Here is a 17,484-nt window from a genome sequence, read left to right as displayed (position 1 = left end):
GTCGGAGGTGGGCGGGGTGGTTCTCGTGCTGCCGCCGGGCGAACCCATATCCGCACGTGGGCCGTCCACCGTCGCCTACGCGTCGATGCTGCCGCTGGCACGGACGCTGGCCCGCGCGGGCGCGTCCGAGGGGCTGCTGGTGCACATGGTGCGCTACCGCTCGCGCGGCTGGAACGGCGCCGACGCGCAGCTCTCGGCCGACGCCGCGTGGGCGACGGAGGAGGTCGTACGGCGCTACGGCGACGTGCCGGTCTGTCTGGCCGGGCACGGCATGGGCGGGCGGGCCGCGCTGCGGGCCGCCGGGCACCCGGCCGTCAGCTCGGTGCTGGCGATGGCGCCCTGGCTGCCGGACGGTTCGGCGGGCGGCGAGCCCGAGCCGGTGACCCAACTGGCGGGCCGGGAGGTGCTGATCGTGCACGGCACCAACGACGAGCGCAGCGACCCCGAGCTGTCCCTCCGGCTGGCGGAGCGCGCCAGGAAGGCCAACCGGCACACCTGCCGGTTCGAGGTGCACTCCGACGGGCACGCGCTGCGCCAGCACCACAGTGAAGTCCTGGCGCTGGCGGCGGACTTCGTGCTGGGGGCGCTGCTCTCGCGTACGTACTCGCGGCCCGTCGCGGACGCGCTGGCCGCGCCGCCGCCGCTGGGTCTGCGGATGCCACTGGCGGCGGGCTTCGGGCGCTCCCTGCGGCCGTAGCCACGCCAACTGCCCTCAGTCGGGGAGCAGATGGCCCCGGCGGGAGAGCAGGAAGCGCTTGAAGGCCGCCACCGGCGGGGTGTCGGGGTGGCCGTCGAGCCAGGCGACACCGACCTCGCGTACGGCGCGGGGCGCGGTGACGTTCAGCTCCACGACGCCGGGGCGGGCCACCGCCGGGGGCGGCAGCAGCGCGACGCCGAGGCCCGCCGCGACCAGACCGCGCAGGGTCTCGGCCTCCTCGCCCTCGAAGGCGACGCGGGGCCGGAACCCGGCCTCCGTACAGAGGTCGTCGGTGATCCGGCGCAGCCCGTAACCCGGTTCGAGGGTCACGAACGTCTCGTCGGCCGCCTCGGCGAGGCGGACACGCCGGCGGCCGGCCAGCCGGTGGTCGTCGGGGACGACGAGGCGCAGCCGCTGTTCGTCCAGCCGCCGGGCGACCAGGTCGGGGGCCTCGGGGACCGGTGAGGTGAGGCAGAGGTCCAGCTCGCCCGCGCGCAGGCGCTCCAGCATCGCCTCGCCGTAGTTCTGCACGAGTTGGAAGCGGACGCGGGGATGGTCGGCGCGGAAGGCGCGGATCAGTTCGGGGACGGTCTCGGAGCCCATCGTGTGCAGAAAGCCGAAGGCGACCTTGCCCGAGGCGGGGTCGGCGTCGGCGCGTACGGCTTCGGCCGCCCGCTCGACCTCGGCGAGCGCGCCTTCCACGGAGGCGAGGAAGGCGCGGCCGGCGGGGGTGAGCGAGACGGTACGGCCCTTGCGGGCGAACAGGGCGACGCCCAGGTCCTGTTCGAGGCGGACCATCGCGCGCGAGAGCGTGGACTGCGGGACGTTCATCTCGTGCGCGGCGCGGGTGACGTGTTCGTGGCGCGCGACGCCGGCGAACTGGGCGAGGCGGGGCGCCAGCAGCGCGGACCAGGACTCGGGGTCGAGACCGGCGGCGGGTGGCGCGGACGAGGGCGCCGGCGAGGGCGCGGCGGGAGCCGCGTTCGACGAGGTGGTGTCTTGTGCGTAACTGCTCGATGACAGCCGGGGCCTGGGCCTGCGTTGATGCGCCATGGGAACGATTATGGCGATTCCATGCATTGGACGCATGAGATCGGGGTCCGTACGTTCGACCTATGCCCGACCTCAGTACAGAGGCGCCCGCCGCAACGGGTGCCCTCGCCTCCGCGTCCGTAGTACCTCCGCCCACCTCCACCGAATCCCTCACCCCGGGCCGCCCCGGCTACCGCCGGATGAGCTTCGCCCTCTTCGCCGCCGGGGTCGCGGCCTTCGCCCTGCTCTACTCCACGCAGGCGCTGCTGCCCGCCATCACCGCCGACCTGGGTGTCTCGGCGGGCGCGGCCAGTTGGACGGTGTCGGCCGCCACGGGCGCGCTGGCGCTGTTCGTCCTGCCGCTCAGCGCGCTGTCCGAGCGCTTCGGCAGGCGCACGCTGATGACGCTCTCCCTGACGGTCGCGGTGGTCGTCGGGCTGCTCGTGCCCCTCGCGCCGAACCTGGAGTGGCTGATCGCGCTGCGCGCGGTCCAGGGCGCGGCGCTGGCCGGGCTGCCCGCCTCCGCGATGGCGTATCTCGCGGAGGAGGTACAGCCCAAGGCACTGGTGGGCGCGATCGGACTGTTCGTCGCGGGCAACAGCATCGGCGGCATGAGCGGGCGCGTCGTGGCCGGCTGGATCAGCCAGCTCTGGGGCTGGCGGGCCGCGCTCGCGGCGGTCGGGCTGATCGCCCTGGTGTGCGCGGTGGTCTTCCGCGTACTGCTTCCCAAGGCGCGCAACTTCCGCCCGGGGACGCTGAATCCGCGCGCGCTGGCGAAGACGGTCGGCGGTCATCTGGCCGATCCGCTGCTGCGCAGGCTGTACGCGATCGGCGCGCTCTTCATGACCGTGTTCGGCGCGGTCTACACGGCGATCGGCTTCCGGCTCGTGGCGGAGCCCTTCAACCTGCCGCAGGGTGTGATCGGCTCGATCTTCCTGGTGTATCTCGTCGGTACGGTCTCCTCGGCCGCGGCCGGGAAGCTGGTGGCCCGGCTGGGACGGCGCGGCGCGCTGTACCTGGCGGTCGGGACGACGGCGGCGGGACTGCTGCTGTCGCTGACGGACTCGCTCGGCGCCGTGCTGCTCGGCCTGGTCCTGATCACGGCGGGCTTCTTCGCGGGCCACGCGGTCGCCTCGTCGGCGGTGAGCCGGACGGCGAAGACGGGCCGCGCGCAGGCGTCGGCGCTCTACCAGAGCGCGTACTACGTGGGCAGCAGCGCCGGCGGCACGCTGGGCGCCGTGGCCTTCCACGCGGGCGGCTGGGGCGCCACGGTGGCGCTCGGACTGCTCGCGGTGCTCGGTGTGGTGTCCGTGACGCTGTACGGAACGCACGCGGCCCGCACCGAACGCAGGGCCCTCGCGGCGGCCGGCCGCTAGCCGCGCTCCCCCCGGCCCCCGCGAACGGGGCTGCGCACCAGGGCCCCGACCAGGCAGTTCTTCCCGGACCGCACCGATTGTCAGTGGGCTGCGGTAGCTTCCGAGGGACTGGTTCCATAGGGGGCGACTGGGGTGACCCGATGAGTGATCTGGCAACAACAGATGATCTTGACGCGCGGCTGGAGAAGCACCGGACGGAGCTGACCGGCTACTGCTACCGGATGCTGGGCTCCGCGTTCGAGGCAGAGGACGCCGTGCAGGACACGATGGTGCGGGCGTGGCGGAGCTTCGAGAAGTTCGAGGGCCGGTCGTCGCTGCGCTCGTGGCTCTACCGCATCGCGACGAACGTCTGCCTCGACATGCTGCACGCGGGCAATCGACGGGCCCGGCCGATGGATCTCACGGAGGCGACCCCGGTGTCCCAGGCGAAGCTGAACTCCCGCCCGGAGGTCACCTGGCTGGAGCCGGTCCCCGACGGCCGGGTGCTGCCCTCGGTGGTCGACCCGGCGGAGACGGCGGTGGAGCGGGAGACGATCCGGCTCGCCTTCGTCGCGGCCCTCCAGCATCTGCCGCCGAAGCAGCGCGCCGTGCTGATCCTGCGCGAGGTGCTGGCGTGGAAGGCGAGCGAGGTCGCCGAGCTGCTGGAGACGACGGTGGCGTCGGTCAACAGCGCGCTCCAGCGGGCCCGCGCGACGATCGCCGAGTCGGAACCGGCTTCGACCGACGCGTCGGACCCGCTCGACGAGGAGCAGAAGGAGCTTCTGGAGCGGTATGTGGCCGCGTTCGAGGGCTATGACATGAAGGCGCTGACCGCGCTCCTCCATGAGGACGCGACGCTCTCCATGCCCCCGTACGACCTGTGGCTGCGCGGGCACGACGACATCGTGGGCTGGATGCTCGGTGTCGGCGAGGTCTGTCGTGGTTCCCGGCTGGTGCCGACGGTCGCCAACGGCACACCCGCGTTCGCGCACTACCACCCGAGCCCGGACGGCGACGGGTACACACCGTGGGCGCTCATGGTCATCGAGATCCAGGAGGGCAGGATCACGGGGATCAACTCGTTCCTGGACACGGAGCGCTGGTTCCCGCTGTTCGATCTCCCGGCCCGCCTGGGGAAGGACGGGAAGGCGGCGGGCTGAGCCCCCGGCCGGGGAGGAGCGGTTCCTCGCGCGGACTCCCCGCCGGTTGCTCCCGGCCCCACCTCGGCCAATGGTGGGAGCATTGAGCTGAGGGGACGGAACGATGACGCGACCTGAATCCGTCGGGGAAGACGACCGAGTGCCGTGGCCCGAGGATCACGCCGCGGGCACACGGGAGGACACGGCCTCGGAGGCCGCCGCCCGGATCCGCTCGTCGCCGCCCTCGGAGGACGACGAGCTGGTGCGGTGGGCGTACGCCCAGTCCCCCGCCACGGCCGCGCTGTACGACACCGAGCTGCGGCTGCGCCTCGCGACCGCCCGCATGGAGCAGGTGATCGGCCGGTCCGAGGAGGCGATGCGGGGTCTGCGCGTGTCGGAGATCCTGGTCGACCCGCAGAGCGAGCGGGCGGAACGGGGTATGCGCCGGGTGCTGGAGACCGGCGAGGAGGAACAGCTGCAAGTGACGCTGCGGCTGCCCGGTCACCGGCGCGAGAGCGTCTGGACGATCTCCCTGGTCCCCGTCCGGGACACCGGCGGGGCGCTACGGGGCGTGCTCCTCTCCGCGCAGGACGTGACCGTCGAGTACCGGGCCCGGGAGCGCCTCGCCCTGATCAACGAGGCGAGCGTACGCATCGGCAGCACCCTGGACCTCGCCCGCACCGCGCAGGAGCTGGCCGATGTGGCCGTCCCGCAGCTCGCCGACTTCATCACCGTCGATCTGCTTCCCTCCATCGAGAGCGGCGAGGATCCCCCCGCCGGCCCGCCGGGCAAGCCCATCAGGCTGCGCCGGGTCGCGTCCCGGTCCGTCCTGGAGGGCACTCCCGAGGCCGTGGTCCCGCACGGCACGGTGGCCACCTACCCGGATGCCTCACCCGTGGCCGAGTGCCTGGCCGCGGGCCGGCCGCTGATCCGCAAAGTGACCCCCGCGTCGATGGTCGCCTGGGAGCGGGAAGCCCCGGACCGGGCCGCACGGGTCCGGGAGTTTCACTTCCACTCGGTGCTGGCCGTCCCCATGCGCGCCCGCGGCATCACCCTCGGCGTGGCCACCTTCTCCCGCCACCGGCGCCCCGAGCCCTTCGTGGGGGACGATCTGCTCCTGGCCGAAGAGATCACCGCCAGGGCCGCGGTGTGCATCGACAACGCCCGCCGCTTCAGCCGTGAGCGCCGCACCTCCCTCACCCTCCAGAGCAGCCTCCTGCCGGGACGACTGCCCCAGCAGGCCGCCGTCGAGATCGCCTCCCGCTATCTGCCGGCCAGCGCGCGGGCCGGCGTCGGCGGTGACTGGTTCGACGTGATCCCGCTCTCCGGCGCCCGCGTCGCCCTGGTCGTCGGCGACGTGGTCGGCCACGGCATCCAGGCGTCGGCCGCCATGGGACGGCTGCGTACGGCCGTCCGCACCCTGGCGGACGTCGACCTCCCGCCCGACGAGTTGCTCACCCATCTGGACGATCTCGTCATCCACCTGGCCGCCGAGGTCGCCGGCACGAAGGATCCGTCCGGCGACATCGGCGCCACCTGCCTGTACGCCGTCTACGACCCCGTCTCCCGGCGCTGCACCCTGGCCCGCGCCGGGCATCCGGTGCCCGCGCTCACGACCCCGGACGGCGCGGTGGAATTCCTCGACGTACCCGCGGGCCCGCCCCTGGGGCTCGGCGGCCTGCCCTTCGAGGTCACCGAGCTGGAGCTGCCCGAGGGAAGCGTCCTCACGCTCTACACCAACGGTCTTGTCGAAGCCCGTGACCGCGACTCCAACGAGGCTCTCGACACGCTGCGCGGGGTACTGGCCGGGCCGGTCACGTCCCTGGAGGACAGATGCGACGCGGTGCTCCGGGCGCTGCTCCCGGAGCGGCCGGCCGACGACGTGGCCCTGCTGATGGCCCGTACCCGCGCGCTGGACACGGCCCATGTCGCCACCTGGGACGTGCCGCGCGAGGCCAGCGCCGTCGCCAGGACCCGTAAGGAGGCCTGCCGGCAGCTGGACGTCTGGGGCTTGGACGAGGCCGCGTACATCACCGAACTGGTGGTCAGCGAACTGGTCACCAACGCGATCCGTTACGGCGACGCCCCCATCCGCCTCCGGCTGATCCGCGACAAGAACCTCATCATCGAGGTCTCCGACGGCAGCAGCACCGCCCCGCACCTGCGCAGGGCCCGCAGCTCCGACGAAGGCGGCCGAGGACTGCTCCTGGTCGCCCAGCTCACACGGGGCTGGGGGACCCGCCAGACGTACACCGGCAAGACGATCTGGGCCGAGCAGAGCCTCACCCCCGACTGACGCGGGCGCCGCCCGCCGCGGGCGGGCCCGGAGGGTCGGGGCCCGTTTCGACCGAGCCGCCTCGGGCCTCGTCGTGCCTGACGATGTCGGTGAGACCGACGAGGTCCAGCAGCAGAAGCAGGTCGGGCCCCGCGCCCCGCAGCCGCATCCGGCACCCGCGCCTGCGGGCGACGAGTTGCAGTCTGGCCAGGGCGTTCACGGTGGCCACGGTCGGCCGGCCGAGCGCGCCGACGTCACAGACCGCGTCGGTGGCGTCGCTGTCCTTCAGCCGTGCGGCCAGCTGGTCGCAGAGGTGCGGGACATCGGCCGCGGTGATCGGTCCGCGCAGGGCGAGGAGGATCGTCTTGGTGGCTTCCACATCCAATGAGACCGGCGCGCGCGCCGGAACTCATCGCGGCCCCCCGCACACGGTCCGTCGCGTCCGGTTCGTCCTCGTCGCCGGGCGGACGTGAACTGCCCGCGGGGCGGCCCCTGTTGGGCGGCCCACTCGACACCCGGCCGGCGATCGAGAACACCGTGGACGGTCCGTCAGCCGATGCGGTCCAGCACGATCGGGGCCGCCGTGAACGCGGTGCCGGCCGGGGCGATGTCGTACGACCCCGTCAGCGATTCGAGCGCGTAGTCGAACTTGTCCGGGGTGTCGGTGTGCAGCGTGAGCAGCGGCTGACCCGCCGTCACGACGTCGCCCGGCTTGGCGTGCAGTTCGACGCCGGCGCCCTCCTGCACCACGTCCTCCTTGCGGGCGCGGCCCGCGCCCAGACGCCAGGCTGCGACGCCGATGTCGTACGCGTCGAGCCGGGTCAGCACGCCCGAGGCCGGCGCGGTGACCACCTGGCGCTCGCGCGCCACGGGGAGCGCCGCGTCCGGGTCACCGCCCTGGGCGGCGATCATCCGGCGCCAGACGTCCATGGCCGAGCCGTCGGCCAGCGCCTTGGCCGGGTCGGCGTCCGGCAGGCCCGCCGCGGCCAGCATCTCGCGGGCCAGGGCCAGCGTCAGTTCGACCACGTCGGCCGGGCCGCCGCCCGCCAGGACCTCGACCGACTCCCGTACCTCCAGGGCGTTGCCCGCGGTCAGACCGAGCGGGGTGGCCATGTCGGTGAGCAGCGCCACGGTGCGTACGCCGTGGTCGGTGCCGAGACCGACCATCGTCGCGGCCAGTTCGCGCGCGTCCTCGACGGTCTTCATGAAGGCGCCGGAGCCGACCTTGACGTCCAGGACGAGTGAGCCGGTGCCCTCGGCGATCTTCTTGGACATGATCGAGGAGGCGATGAGCGGGATCGCCTCGACGGTGCCGGTGACATCGCGGAGCGCGTACAGCTTCTTGTCGGCCGGGGCCAGTCCGTCACCGGCGGCGCAGATCACGGCGCCGGTGGACTCCAGCACGTCCAGCATCTCGGCGTTGGAGATCCGGGCGCGCCAGCCGGGGATGGACTCCAACTTGTCGAGCGTGCCGCCGGTGTGGCCGAGGCCGCGCCCGCTGAGCTGCGGTACCGCCGCGCCGCACGCCGCCACCAGCGGGGCGAGCGGCAGCGTGATCTTGTCGCCGACGCCGCCGGTGGAGTGCTTGTCGGCGGTGGGGCGGGAGAGCGAGGAGAAGTCCATGCGCTCGCCGGAGGCGATCATGGCGGCGGTCCAGCGGGCGATCTCCGTGCGGTTCATGCCGTTGAGCAGGATCGCCATGGCGAGGGCCGACATCTGCTCGTCGGCGACGTCGCCGCGCGTGTAGGCGTCGATGACCCAGTCGATCTGCTCGGGGCTCAGCTCACCGCGGTCCCGCTTGGTGCGGATGACGGAGATGACGTCCATGGTGTTCCTTACAGCGGGTGCGGGTGGGTGTTACGTGCTACGGCTACGTGCAGGGCTACGGCTGCGCGCTACGAGAGGTGCTGCGGGCCGAAGGCCTGGGGCAGCATCTCGGAGAGCGGGAGAACCCCCGCCGGGGTGTCCAACAACAGCCCGGGGCCGCCGAATTCGTACAGCAGCTGACGGCACCGGCCGCACGGCACGAGGAGCGCGCCCGCGCCGTCCACACAGGTGAAGTGCGTGAGCCGGCCGCCGCCCGTGGCGTGCAGCGCGGAGACGAGACCGCACTCGGCGCACAGGCCGAGGCCGTACGAGGCGTTCTCGACGTTGCAGCCGGTGACGGTGCGGCCGTCGTCCGCCAGGGCGGCGGCGCCGACCGGGTAGCCCGAATACGGCGCGTACGCACGGGACATGGCGTCCCGGGCCGCCGTACGCAGGGCTCCCCAGTCGATGCCGCCGTCACTGGCAGAAGAGGTCACTTGCCTTGGCCCTTTCGGTAGCGCATGCCGTCCGCCTTGGGCATCCGCAGCCGCTGCGCGGACAGGGAGAGCACGAGGAGCGTGACGACGTACGGGGTGGCGCTCACGAACTCGGTCGGGACGGTGTCCGTGGCGAGGTACCAGGCCAGTACGCCGACGGCGATGACCGCGCTGACGACCGCCGGCACATAGCTCTTGCGGTAGAACTTCCACAGCGCCAGACCGGCCAGCAGGACCACCAGGAGCAGCAGCAGCGCGTGCACGGACTGTCCGCCGTTGCGCAGCTGGAGCGCGTCGGCGAAGCCGAACAGGCCCGCGCCCATGGCGAGTCCGCCGGGCCGCCAGTTGCCGAAGATCATCGCGGCGAGACCGATGTAGCCACGGCCGCCGGTCTGACCCTCGTTGTAGATGTGCGAGGTGACGAGCGACAGGAACGCGCCGCCGAGTCCCGCCAGACCGCCGGAGACGACGACGGCGATGTACTTGTAGCGGTAGACGTTGACGCCCAGCGACTCGGCGGCGATCGGGTTCTCGCCGCAGGAGCGCAGCCGCAGTCCGAAGGACGTCTTCCACAGGACCCAGAAGGTCAGGGCGAACAGCGCCACGGCCACGATGGTCAGCAGCGAGATGTTGGAGACCAGTCCGCCGAGCACGCCTGCCAGGTCCGAGACGAAGAACCAGTGGTGTTTCTCGACGGACAGCAGCCAGTCGGAGAGCCCTGGTACGGAGAACGACCCGATGTCCTCGGCCGGTGGTGACTGCTTGGGGCTGCCGCCGCGCTGGGCGGCCTCGCCGGTGTTGAACCAGAGCTTGGCGAGGTAGGTGGTGAACCCGAGCGCCAGGATGTTGATCGCGATACCGGAGATGATGTGGTCGACACCGAAGGTGACCGTGGCGACCGCGTGCAGCAGTCCGCCGAGCATGCCGCCCACGACGCCGGCGAGGACGCCGAGCCAGGGATCGGTCTGCCAGCCGGCCCAGGCGCCGAAGAACGTGCCCAGGATCATCATGCCTTCGAGGCCGATGTTGACCACACCGGCCCGCTCGGCCCACAGACCGCCGAGACCGGCCAGTCCGATCGGGACGGCCATGGACAGCGCGGCGCTGATCTGGCCCGCCGCGGTGATGTCCTGCGCGCCGGTGATGATCCGTACCGCCGACAGCGCCACCAGCGCGCCCGCGATGATCAGCAGCACGACGGGGAACGAGAGACGGGTGCGCCCGCCCTTGCCGCCGCTCACCCTGGGGGCGGCGGGCGGCGGAGTGGAAGTCGCCGTGGCGCTCACGCCGACACCTCCTGCTGGTCGGAGTGACGGGCTTGGGCGGCGAGCTTCTCGCCGACCTGGCGCTGCTGGCGCTTGAGGCCGTAGCGGCGGACCAGTTCGTAGGCGATGACGACACACAGGACGATGACGCCTTGGATCACGCCGACGATCTCCTTGTCGTAGCCCTCGAATTCGAGCTGGCCTCCGCCGCGTTCCAGGAAGGCCCACAGGACGGCGCCGAGCGCGATCCCGATGGGGTGGTTGCGGCCGAGCAGCGCGATGGCGATGCCCGTGAAGCCGATGCCGACGGGGAAGTCACCGCTGTACTCGAAGCTGTCGTTGAGCAGGGTCGGCATGCCGATGAGACCGGCCATCCCGCCGGAGACGAGCATCGAGGTGACGACCATGCGCCGGACGTTGACACCGCCGGCCTCGGCCGCCGAGCCGGACTGGCCGACCGTACGCAGGTCGAAGCCGAAGCGGGTACGGGCGAGGACGAACCAGTACGCGACGCCCGCGACGACCGCGATGACGATGAAGCCCCAGACCGGGGTGGGCTGGGTGGGGAACTCGAAGAACCGCGAGGACTCCGGGAGCGGTTTGGTGGAGATCTTCGTACCGGCGGAGTCGAGATGACCGAGGCGGCCCTCCTGGAGGAGGTAGCCGATGATCGCGGTCGCGATCGAGTTCAGCATGATCGTCGAGACGACCTCGCTGACGCCCCGGGTCACCTTGAGCACACCGGCGATCCCGGCCCACATGGCGCCGACCAGCATCGCGGCGATCATGATGAGCGGGATCTGGAGGAAGCCGGGGAGGGTCAGCGCGCCGCCGAGGGCCGCGGCGAAGAAGGCGGCGAGCCGGTACTGGCCGTCGACGCCGATGTTGAACAGGTTCATCCGGAAGCCGATGGCGACGGCGAGACCGGCGAGGTAGTACGTGGTCCCCTTGTTGAGGATGTAGACCTGGCTGTCCGACTTCGACCCGTAGTCGAACATGATGCTGAAGGCGTCGAACGGCTGCTTCCCGGTCGCGGCCAGCACCAGCGCGGTGACCAGGAAGGCGGCCACGATGGCGAGCAGCGGGGCCGCGAGCCCGAGGAGTACCCGCTCCTTGTCGAACTTCTTCATCGGTCCTCTCCCTGGCCGGTCCCGGCGCCTGTCATGGCCGTGCCCAGCTCTTCCGGGGTGATCGTGCCAGGGTCGGCCTCGGCGACCAGACGGCCGCGGTACATGACGCGCAGCGTGTCGGAGAGGCCGATCAGTTCGTCCAGGTCGGCGGAGATCAGCAGTACGGCGAGCCCTTCGCGGCGCGCCTCGTGAATCTGGTCCCAGATCTGCGCCTGGGCGCCGACGTCCACGCCGCGCGTGGGGTGCGCGGCGATCAGCAGCCGGGGCAGATGGCTCATCTCGCGGCCGACGATCAGCTTCTGCTGGTTGCCGCCGGACAGGGACGCGGCGGTCACCTCGATGCCGGGCGTACGGACGTCGTACTCGCGCACGATCCGCTCGGTGTCGGCGCGCGCGGCCTTCAGCGTGAGGAACGTGCCGTTGCTGTTGGGCCGCTCGGTGACATGGCCGAGCATACGGTTCTCCCACAACGGGGCTTCCAGCAGCAGTCCGTGGCGGTGGCGGTCCTCGGGGATGACGCCCATGCCGCCCTCGCGCCGCTTGCGCGTCGACTCGTGGGAGATGTCGGCGGTGTCCAGGGTGAGCGTGCCGGTGTCGAGGTCGCGCATGCCCATGATCGCCTCGACCAGCTCCGACTGGCCGTTGCCCTCCACTCCCGCGATGCCCAGCACCTCGCCCTTGTGGATGGTGAAGCTGATGCCGTCCAGTACGGCGCGTACGACACCGTCGGGGTCGGTCGCGGTCAGCCGCAGATCCTTCACCGTGAGCATGGGGACGTCGGTGACGGTCGACTCGCGGGTCTGCGGGGACGGCAGTTCGCTGCCCACCATGAGTTCGGCGAGCTGCTTGGGGGTGGTGTCGGCCGGCAGGACCGAACCGACGGTCGTGCCCCGGCGGATCACGGTGATCTCGTCGGCGACCGACAGCACCTCGCCCAGCTTGTGGGAGATGAAGATGACGGTGAGGCCTTCGGCCTTCAGCTCGCGCAGGTTGTCGAAGAGGGCGTCGACCTCCTGCGGTACGAGGACGGCGGTGGGCTCGTCGAGGATCAGGATCCGGGCGCCGCGGTAGAGGACCTTGAGGATCTCCACGCGCTGGCGGTCGGCGACACCGAGGTCTTCGACGTGGGCGTCGGGACGGACACCCAGGCCGTAGGCGTCGGAGATCTCCTTGATCCTGGTGCGCGCCCGGTCGCCGATGCCGTACAGCTTCTCGGAGCCGAGGACGACGTTCTCCAGGACGGTCAGGTAGTCGGCGAGCATGAAGTGCTGGTGCACCATGCCGATTCCGCGCGCGATGGCGTCGCCGGGGTTGTTGAAGGTGGCCGGTTCGCCGTTGACCGCGATGGTGCCCTCGTCGGGCTTCTGCATCCCGTAGAGGATCTTCATCAGGGTGGACTTGCCGGCGCCGTTCTCACCGACGAGGGCGTGGACGGTGCCTGAGCGTACGGAGACGTCGATGTCGTGGTTGGCGACCACGCCGGGGAATCGCTTCGTGATGCCGTGAAGCTCCACGGCATGGGGGCTGCTGGACGCTTTGATGGCGCACTCTCCAGGACAGGAGCGGAAGAGCAGGGGCAGTGATGGCCATCGAAACTACCGTGCGCAGTTGAACGCTACGCGCGTAGTGTCGACTTGGGATCGGACTGCCCCGAGGCTGATGCGGACCGGGGCCCGGTGGGCGGAGGAAACCGCTCACCGGGCCCGCGGATATCGGTTGGATCAGGGCACGTTCCAGACGAAGGCCGTCGGCCTTACAGCGTGGACTTGACCTTGATCGAGCCGTCCACGATCTTCTTCTTCGCCTCGTCGATCTTCGCCTGCACGTCCTTGAGGTGGTCGCCCGTGGTGGTCAGGCTGACACCGTCCTCGGCGAGCGAGTAGGCGTGGGTGCCGGTCAGCGGCTTGCCGTCGGCGACGGACTTGGCCAGGTCGTAGACACCGGTGTCGACGTTCTTGACGACGGAGGTCAGGATCGACGCCTTGTACTTCGCCAGGGCCGGGTCGAGCGCCTGGTCGGAGTCGACGCCGATGGCCCACGCGCCGGGCTGGGCGGAGACGGCCTCGATCGCGCCGGCGCCGGAGCCACCGGCCGCCGCGAAGATGACGTCGATGCCCTTGTCGAGCATGCCCTTGGCCGCCGCCTTGCCCTTGTCCGGGCTGCCGAAGCCGGAGAGGTCGGAGCCGGAGGACAGGTACTGGATCTGTACGGAGGCGGCCGGCTTGGTGTCCTTGACGCCCTGCTGGAAACCGGCGGCGAACTTCTTGATCAGCGGGAGGTCGACACCGCCGATGAAGCCGATCTTGCCGTCCTTCGACTTCAGCGCCGCGGCGACACCGGCGAGGTACGAACCCTGCTCCTCGGTGAAGACGATGCTGTCGACGTTCTTCGCCTCCGAGACGGAGTCGATGAGGCCGAAGTTGGTGTCGGGGAACTTGGCCGCGACCTTGTCGATCGCGTCCTTGTAGGCGAAGCCCACACCGATGACGGGGTTGAAGCCGCCCTCGGCGAGCGAGGCCAGACGCGTCTCGCGGTCGGCGGGGGTCTCGCCGTTCTTGGCCGTCAGTTCCTTGGTGGTGGCGCCCAGGTCGGCCTTGGCCTTGTCGAGTCCGCGGGCGGCGGAGTCGTTGAAGGAGTTGTCACCCCGGCCACCGACGTCGTAAGCCATGCCGATCTTGAGCTCGTCCTTGTCGGAGCCGGAGCTCTCGGTGGACGACTCGCCACACGCGGTGGCGGTGAGGGCGAGCGCCACGGTGGCGGCGCTCACGGCGGCGAATTTCTGTACGCGGCGCAAGGGAGGCTCCTTCAAAGCGACCTAAGGCGCCTCTTCCGGCGCTGGTTTCGCGGCGATCGTAACGCGCGTAGATGTCAGTTAATGGCCCGTTCATGAGTCGTTACCTGATCGTCGCGCGAGGGCAACCTGCCACACCGGGGAGCACTTCCGCCAGGGCCCCGGACCAATGAATCAGCCACCCGCGGCCGGGCCCGTACACGCCTGAGCGGCCGGAGGCTTCGCGAAACGCGTACGCCTCCGGCCGCTGTCGCACAGGGCGACCGGGCGACTACTGACCGAGCTCGTAGCCGGCCTTGTACACACCGACGTTGGGGTTGTCCGAGCACTTCTTCGTGGACGTCTGGTGGTTCCGCTTCCACGGGCCGTAGAGAACGGTCTTGGTGCCGCGGGAGTCGATACAGGTGACCTTCACCCGGAACGTGTCGGAGATCCCCAGCCCCGTGCAGTTCGCGGAACCGCTCCACGGGGCGCTGTTGGACTTCCAGGTGTTGCAGCTCGCGATGGGGTCGGCCACAGCGGTCGTCGATCCCATCGTCAGGGAACCGGCCGCCAGGACGAGACCGAGCAGACCTGCGATTTTGAGCCTCATTCTACTAATCCCCGTTCATTTCTCAGATCCCACGGAATTGGGCTCGGCAATTCCCATCTCACCGAGCAGCCTGCACATTGCTAACACATTACCAACACTATGCGCAAGGAAAATAGATCCCCGGCACAGCCGGCTGGGCAGGTCCAAAATTAGTAGCAGCGTCACTGTCGGTGGGTCAACACCTTTTCGGCAAGGCACCGCGAGACGCTCTCCGCGCCCAACACCCGCCCCGTCGTGGCACGTCGGAGCGGCGTGGCGACCTTGACCCGCAAAGTAGTCGACTGGTAGGAATGTGCGACTGCCAAGGGCCGGGAATTAACGAGAACGGGTCACACCAATTGACCTGTGGTGTATTTTCCCGGCCGAACGAGGGGATAGCAGCATGAACAAGAGAACAGGAATAGCGAGCACAATGGGGCTCGCCCTGGCGGGGTCACTATTGATGATTGGCCCCGGGGCCACGCCGGCCGCGGCAGCCGCCGACTGCAACACGTGGGTGTCGAACAGCGCGCCGTACACCGGTTATGCCAAGTGCACCGGCATGACCGTGCTCGACCGCTTCAGGGTGAAGGTCATCTGTATCGACTCCCGTGGCACGAAGACCACGATGTTCGGCCCGATGAAGAAGAACGCCCAGACGTCCAGCAAGAAGTGCTCGGACAACCCCAACGTGGGTGTCTACCAGGTGGGTTCCGAAGTCTGGCGGATCTAGCCCGCGGAACGCGAATGCCGCCCGGACACGGTCCGGGCGGCATTCGCGTGGGAGGCGGAGGGCCGGGAGCGGGGCGCGGCTCCCACCGTCGTACGACTGATTACAACTGATTACGACAGGTCACGACTGGTTACGAACGGTCGCCGTCGATCAGCGCCGCCGCGGTGAAGAGCTCCACACCGACCTGGATCGCCCGTTCGTCCGCGTCGAAATCGCCCCGGTGCAGATCGTGTCGGGAGGTGTCGCCCGGGGTCCGTACGCCGAGCCGCGCCATCGCGCCGGGGACCTGCTCCAGATACCAGGAGAAGTCCTCGCCGCCCAGGCTCTGCTCGGTGTCCTCGATCGACTGCGGGCCGCGGCGCGCGATCTGGGCGTCGCGCAGCAGCTCCGCCATCAGCAGGTCGTTGACGACCGGCGGCACCCCGCGCACATAGTTGATCTGCGACTTGGCGTGGTAGAGCGCGGAGATCTCGTCGATCGCGGCGTGCACCAGGTCCGGCGCCTCGCGCCAGGCCTTCAGATCCAGGCAGCGGACGGTGCCGGACAGTTCGGCGTGCTGCGGGATGACGTTGCAGGCGTGGCCGGCGGCGATACGGCCCCAGGTGAGCGCGAGCCCGGACCGGGCGTCGACACGGCGGGCCAGCAGCGCGGGCACCTCGCTGGCGACCTTCGCGACGGCGGTGACCAGGTCGGTGGTCAGATGCGGGCGTGCGGTGTGGCCGCCGGGACCGTCCAGGGAGACCTCCAGCCGGTCGCAGGCGGAGGTGATCGGGCCGGTGCGCAGCCCGATGGTGCCGACGTCCACGCGCGGGTCGCAGTGCACGGCGATGATCCGGCCGACACCGGCCAGGACGCCGGACTCGATCGCGTCGAGCGCGCCGCCGGGCAGCACCTCCTCGGCGGGCTGGAAGATCAGCCGCACCGGCTGCGGCAGCAGCCCCTCACGGTCCAGCTCGGCGAGGACCAGCCCGGCGCCGAGGACGGCGGTGGTGTGCACGTCGTGCCCGCAGGCGTGCGCGCGGTCGGGCACGGTGGAGCGGTACGGGACCCCGGTCTTGGTGTCCGGGATGGGCAGGGCGTCGAGGTCCGCGCGCAGGGCGAGCATGGGCCGGGCGGGCGCGACCCCCTCGGGTACGCCGATGTCACAGACGAGTCCGGTACCGGTCTTGAGCGCCCGCGGCGCGAGCCCGGCCGCCTCCAGGCGGTGCTTGAGCGCGGCGGTGGTGCGGAACTCCTGATTGCCGAGCTCCGGGTGCATGTGCATGTCTCTACGGAAGGCGATCAGCTCGGCACGCAGCGTTTCGGGCAGCGTACCGGGCAGCGCGGAGGCGCTGGGCTCACCGGAGAGGTCGGCTTCTGACTCGCGGGACATCAACTGGTTCACCTGTTGAATCGTAGGCCCCCTGAGGGGGCAACTGCCCGACGATCAACAAACTTAGGCCCAAAGGCGTAAGAAAGTGGGCCGGTAGACGAGTGACGCGACGCCGCGCCGGGTAGACTCGCCCATCCGTCACGAGATGGAGACGGAGAGTGTCGATTCCATCCAGAATCCGGACACCCCTCACCCACCCCACACCCCCCACCGTCCACTTGCGGCCGGTCCCCGCCACACACGGCCCCGGACCGGGCGACGGGGCCAACTGCCGCCCACCCCGGGGCACTTGTCGGTAACCGGGTCGATACACTGTGTGGGCGCGTGGTCGGCCCAGTCGAGGAGTCGGCCGACACAGGAACGGGGGATCTCATGGCGTTCGACGAGGAATGGGCCCAGCTCCGTGACGCGGCGGCCCAGCGTCACTCGATGCGGCTCAACGGCCTGCCGGCCGAGGGCGGGGGCGGAAATCTTGTCGTCAACCGGGACGATCTCGGCCGTATCGGCAACGACGCGTACACCCTGCGGGTCGGGCTCTCCAGGGACGGCGACCACGCGCGTCCCGCCACCCACGACGCGGCGATCGCACTGACCAACGGGCAGTTCGCCAGTGGTTCCGCGCTGCTCAAGGTGAACGACCGGTGGCAGACCCATGTCAAGACGCTGCTGGACGCCTGCGCGCGGATCTCGAACCATCTGGACTACACCAAGGCGCAGCATGCCAAGGACGACGTGAAGATCGAGGGTGACATCGCCCCGATCTCGGCACTGACGGACTACATGAAGTAGCGCACCACACGCGGGGGACGACGGGGGACGTT

The 17,484-nt window shown here is 70.5% G+C and carries 16 protein-coding genes; 6 read left to right on the top strand and 10 right to left on the bottom strand.

Translation table 11 applies throughout. From position 1 onward, the window contains the following. Positions 1-16: 16 nt before the first annotated feature. Positions 17-697, top strand: coding sequence for an alpha/beta hydrolase (locus tag ACFYNU_RS29650; protein WP_356591723.1), 681 nt, complete (start codon positions 17-19; stop codon positions 695-697). Positions 698-712: 15 nt separating this feature from the next. On the opposite strand, the gene ACFYNU_RS29645 is transcribed toward ACFYNU_RS29650, so the two are convergent. Further along, entirely contained in the window at positions 713-1,750 is a 1,038-nt protein-coding gene (locus ACFYNU_RS29645) for a LysR family transcriptional regulator (protein ID WP_356591721.1), read from the bottom strand. A gap of 62 nt (positions 1,751-1,812) precedes the next feature. Here ACFYNU_RS29645 and ACFYNU_RS29640 point away from each other — a divergent pair, with 62 nt between their 5' ends. The 3 genes from ACFYNU_RS29640 (at position 1,813) to ACFYNU_RS29630 (ending at position 6,519) form a co-directional block, all read left to right on the top strand. Further along, the gene (locus ACFYNU_RS29640) at positions 1,813-3,105 is read left to right on the top strand and encodes an MFS transporter (protein ID WP_356591719.1); all 1,293 of its coding nucleotides are present in this window, start codon (positions 1,813-1,815) and stop codon (positions 3,103-3,105) included. 140 nt (positions 3,106-3,245) lie between these two features. After that, positions 3,246-4,244 carry a sigma-70 family RNA polymerase sigma factor gene (locus tag ACFYNU_RS29635; protein ID WP_356591717.1) on the top strand — a complete coding sequence of 333 codons (999 nt, stop codon included), beginning with the start codon at positions 3,246-3,248 and terminating at the stop codon, positions 4,242-4,244. 103 nt (positions 4,245-4,347) lie between these two features. Further along, entirely contained in the window at positions 4,348-6,519 is a 2,172-nt protein-coding gene (locus ACFYNU_RS29630; protein ID WP_356591715.1) for a SpoIIE family protein phosphatase, read from the top strand. Here ACFYNU_RS29630 and ACFYNU_RS29625 read toward each other — a convergent pair. From ACFYNU_RS29625 to ACFYNU_RS29590, 8 genes are all read right to left on the bottom strand, one after another. Further along, positions 6,506-6,877, bottom strand: a complete 372-nt coding sequence (locus tag ACFYNU_RS29625) for an STAS domain-containing protein (protein ID WP_356591713.1) — start codon at positions 6,875-6,877, stop codon at positions 6,506-6,508. The two genes, ACFYNU_RS29630 and ACFYNU_RS29625, sit on opposite strands and share 14 nt — an antisense overlap. 170 nt (positions 6,878-7,047) lie before the next feature. Beyond that, positions 7,048-8,325, bottom strand: coding sequence for a thymidine phosphorylase (locus ACFYNU_RS29620; RefSeq protein WP_356591711.1), 1,278 nt, complete (start codon positions 8,323-8,325; stop codon positions 7,048-7,050). Between the two features lie 68 nt (positions 8,326-8,393). Further along, on the bottom strand, positions 8,394-8,801 hold the full coding sequence (locus ACFYNU_RS29615) for a cytidine deaminase (RefSeq protein WP_356591709.1): 408 nt from the start codon (positions 8,799-8,801) through the stop codon (positions 8,394-8,396). Continuing rightward, on the bottom strand, positions 8,798-10,087 hold the full coding sequence (locus tag ACFYNU_RS29610) for an ABC transporter permease (protein ID WP_356591707.1): 1,290 nt from the start codon (positions 10,085-10,087) through the stop codon (positions 8,798-8,800). The genes ACFYNU_RS29615 and ACFYNU_RS29610 overlap by 4 nt, the downstream gene beginning before the upstream one ends. Next, positions 10,084-11,196 (bottom strand): ABC transporter permease, encoded by a 1,113-nt coding sequence (locus ACFYNU_RS29605; protein WP_356591705.1) that lies wholly within the window; start codon positions 11,194-11,196, stop codon positions 10,084-10,086. The genes ACFYNU_RS29610 and ACFYNU_RS29605 overlap by 4 nt, the downstream gene beginning before the upstream one ends. After that, on the bottom strand, positions 11,193-12,710 hold the full coding sequence (locus ACFYNU_RS29600; RefSeq protein ID WP_356591703.1) for an ABC transporter ATP-binding protein: 1,518 nt from the start codon (positions 12,708-12,710) through the stop codon (positions 11,193-11,195). The genes ACFYNU_RS29605 and ACFYNU_RS29600 overlap by 4 nt, the downstream gene beginning before the upstream one ends. A 239-nt stretch (positions 12,711-12,949) precedes the next feature. Further along, positions 12,950-13,990: a BMP family ABC transporter substrate-binding protein gene (locus tag ACFYNU_RS29595; RefSeq protein ID WP_356591701.1), complete on the bottom strand. Its 1,041-nt coding sequence runs from the start codon at positions 13,988-13,990 to the stop codon at positions 12,950-12,952. Positions 13,991-14,258: 268 nt separating this feature from the next. Further along, positions 14,259-14,579, bottom strand: coding sequence for a hypothetical protein (locus ACFYNU_RS29590; RefSeq protein ID WP_356591699.1), 321 nt, complete (start codon positions 14,577-14,579; stop codon positions 14,259-14,261). Between the two features lie 442 nt (positions 14,580-15,021). On the opposite strand from ACFYNU_RS29590, the gene ACFYNU_RS29585 reads away from it, so the two are divergent. Further along, on the top strand, positions 15,022-15,291 hold the full coding sequence (locus ACFYNU_RS29585) for a hypothetical protein (RefSeq protein ID WP_356591697.1): 270 nt from the start codon (positions 15,022-15,024) through the stop codon (positions 15,289-15,291). Positions 15,292-15,421: 130 nt separating this feature from the next. Here ACFYNU_RS29585 and ACFYNU_RS29580 read toward each other — a convergent pair whose 3' ends face one another. Continuing rightward, positions 15,422-16,663 carry an amidohydrolase gene (locus ACFYNU_RS29580; protein ID WP_356591788.1) on the bottom strand — a complete coding sequence of 414 codons (1,242 nt, stop codon included), beginning with the start codon at positions 16,661-16,663 and terminating at the stop codon, positions 15,422-15,424. A 372-nt stretch (positions 16,664-17,035) separates the two neighbouring features. On the opposite strand from ACFYNU_RS29580, the gene ACFYNU_RS29575 reads away from it, so the two are divergent. Continuing rightward, entirely contained in the window at positions 17,036-17,452 is a 417-nt protein-coding gene (locus ACFYNU_RS29575; RefSeq protein ID WP_356591786.1) for a hypothetical protein, read from the top strand. Positions 17,453-17,484 lie beyond the last annotated feature (32 nt).

This window comes from Streptomyces sp. NPDC006643 (assembly GCF_042870175.1).
Taxonomy (GTDB): Bacteria; Actinomycetota; Actinomycetes; order Streptomycetales; family Streptomycetaceae; genus Streptomyces.
The sequence above is the reverse complement of the archived record's forward strand: the minus strand, read 5'-3'. Positions and strand labels throughout refer to the sequence as shown.

Bases quoted from the DNA above. Each gene is read 5' to 3' on its own strand.
- ACFYNU_RS29645 (WP_356591721.1), bottom strand. From the start codon at position 1,750: ATGGCGCATCAACGCAGGCCCAGGCCCCGGCTGTCATCGAGCAGTTAC.
- ACFYNU_RS29640 (WP_356591719.1), top strand. From the start codon at position 1,813: ATGCCCGACCTCAGTACAGAGGCGCCCGCCGCAACGGGTGCCCTCGCC.
- ACFYNU_RS29635 (WP_356591717.1), top strand. From the start codon at position 3,246: ATGAGTGATCTGGCAACAACAGATGATCTTGACGCGCGGCTGGAGAAG.
- ACFYNU_RS29630 (WP_356591715.1), top strand. From the start codon at position 4,348: ATGACGCGACCTGAATCCGTCGGGGAAGACGACCGAGTGCCGTGGCCC.
- ACFYNU_RS29620 (WP_356591711.1), bottom strand. From the start codon at position 8,325: ATGGACGTCATCTCCGTCATCCGCACCAAGCGGGACCGCGGTGAGCTG.
- ACFYNU_RS29605 (WP_356591705.1), bottom strand. From the start codon at position 11,196: ATGAAGAAGTTCGACAAGGAGCGGGTACTCCTCGGGCTCGCGGCCCCG.
- ACFYNU_RS29590 (WP_356591699.1), bottom strand. From the start codon at position 14,579: ATGAGGCTCAAAATCGCAGGTCTGCTCGGTCTCGTCCTGGCGGCCGGT.
- ACFYNU_RS29585 (WP_356591697.1), top strand. From the start codon at position 15,022: ATGATTGGCCCCGGGGCCACGCCGGCCGCGGCAGCCGCCGACTGCAAC.
- ACFYNU_RS29580 (WP_356591788.1), bottom strand. From the start codon at position 16,663: ATGTCCCGCGAGTCAGAAGCCGACCTCTCCGGTGAGCCCAGCGCCTCC.
- ACFYNU_RS29575 (WP_356591786.1), top strand. From the start codon at position 17,036: ATGGCGTTCGACGAGGAATGGGCCCAGCTCCGTGACGCGGCGGCCCAG.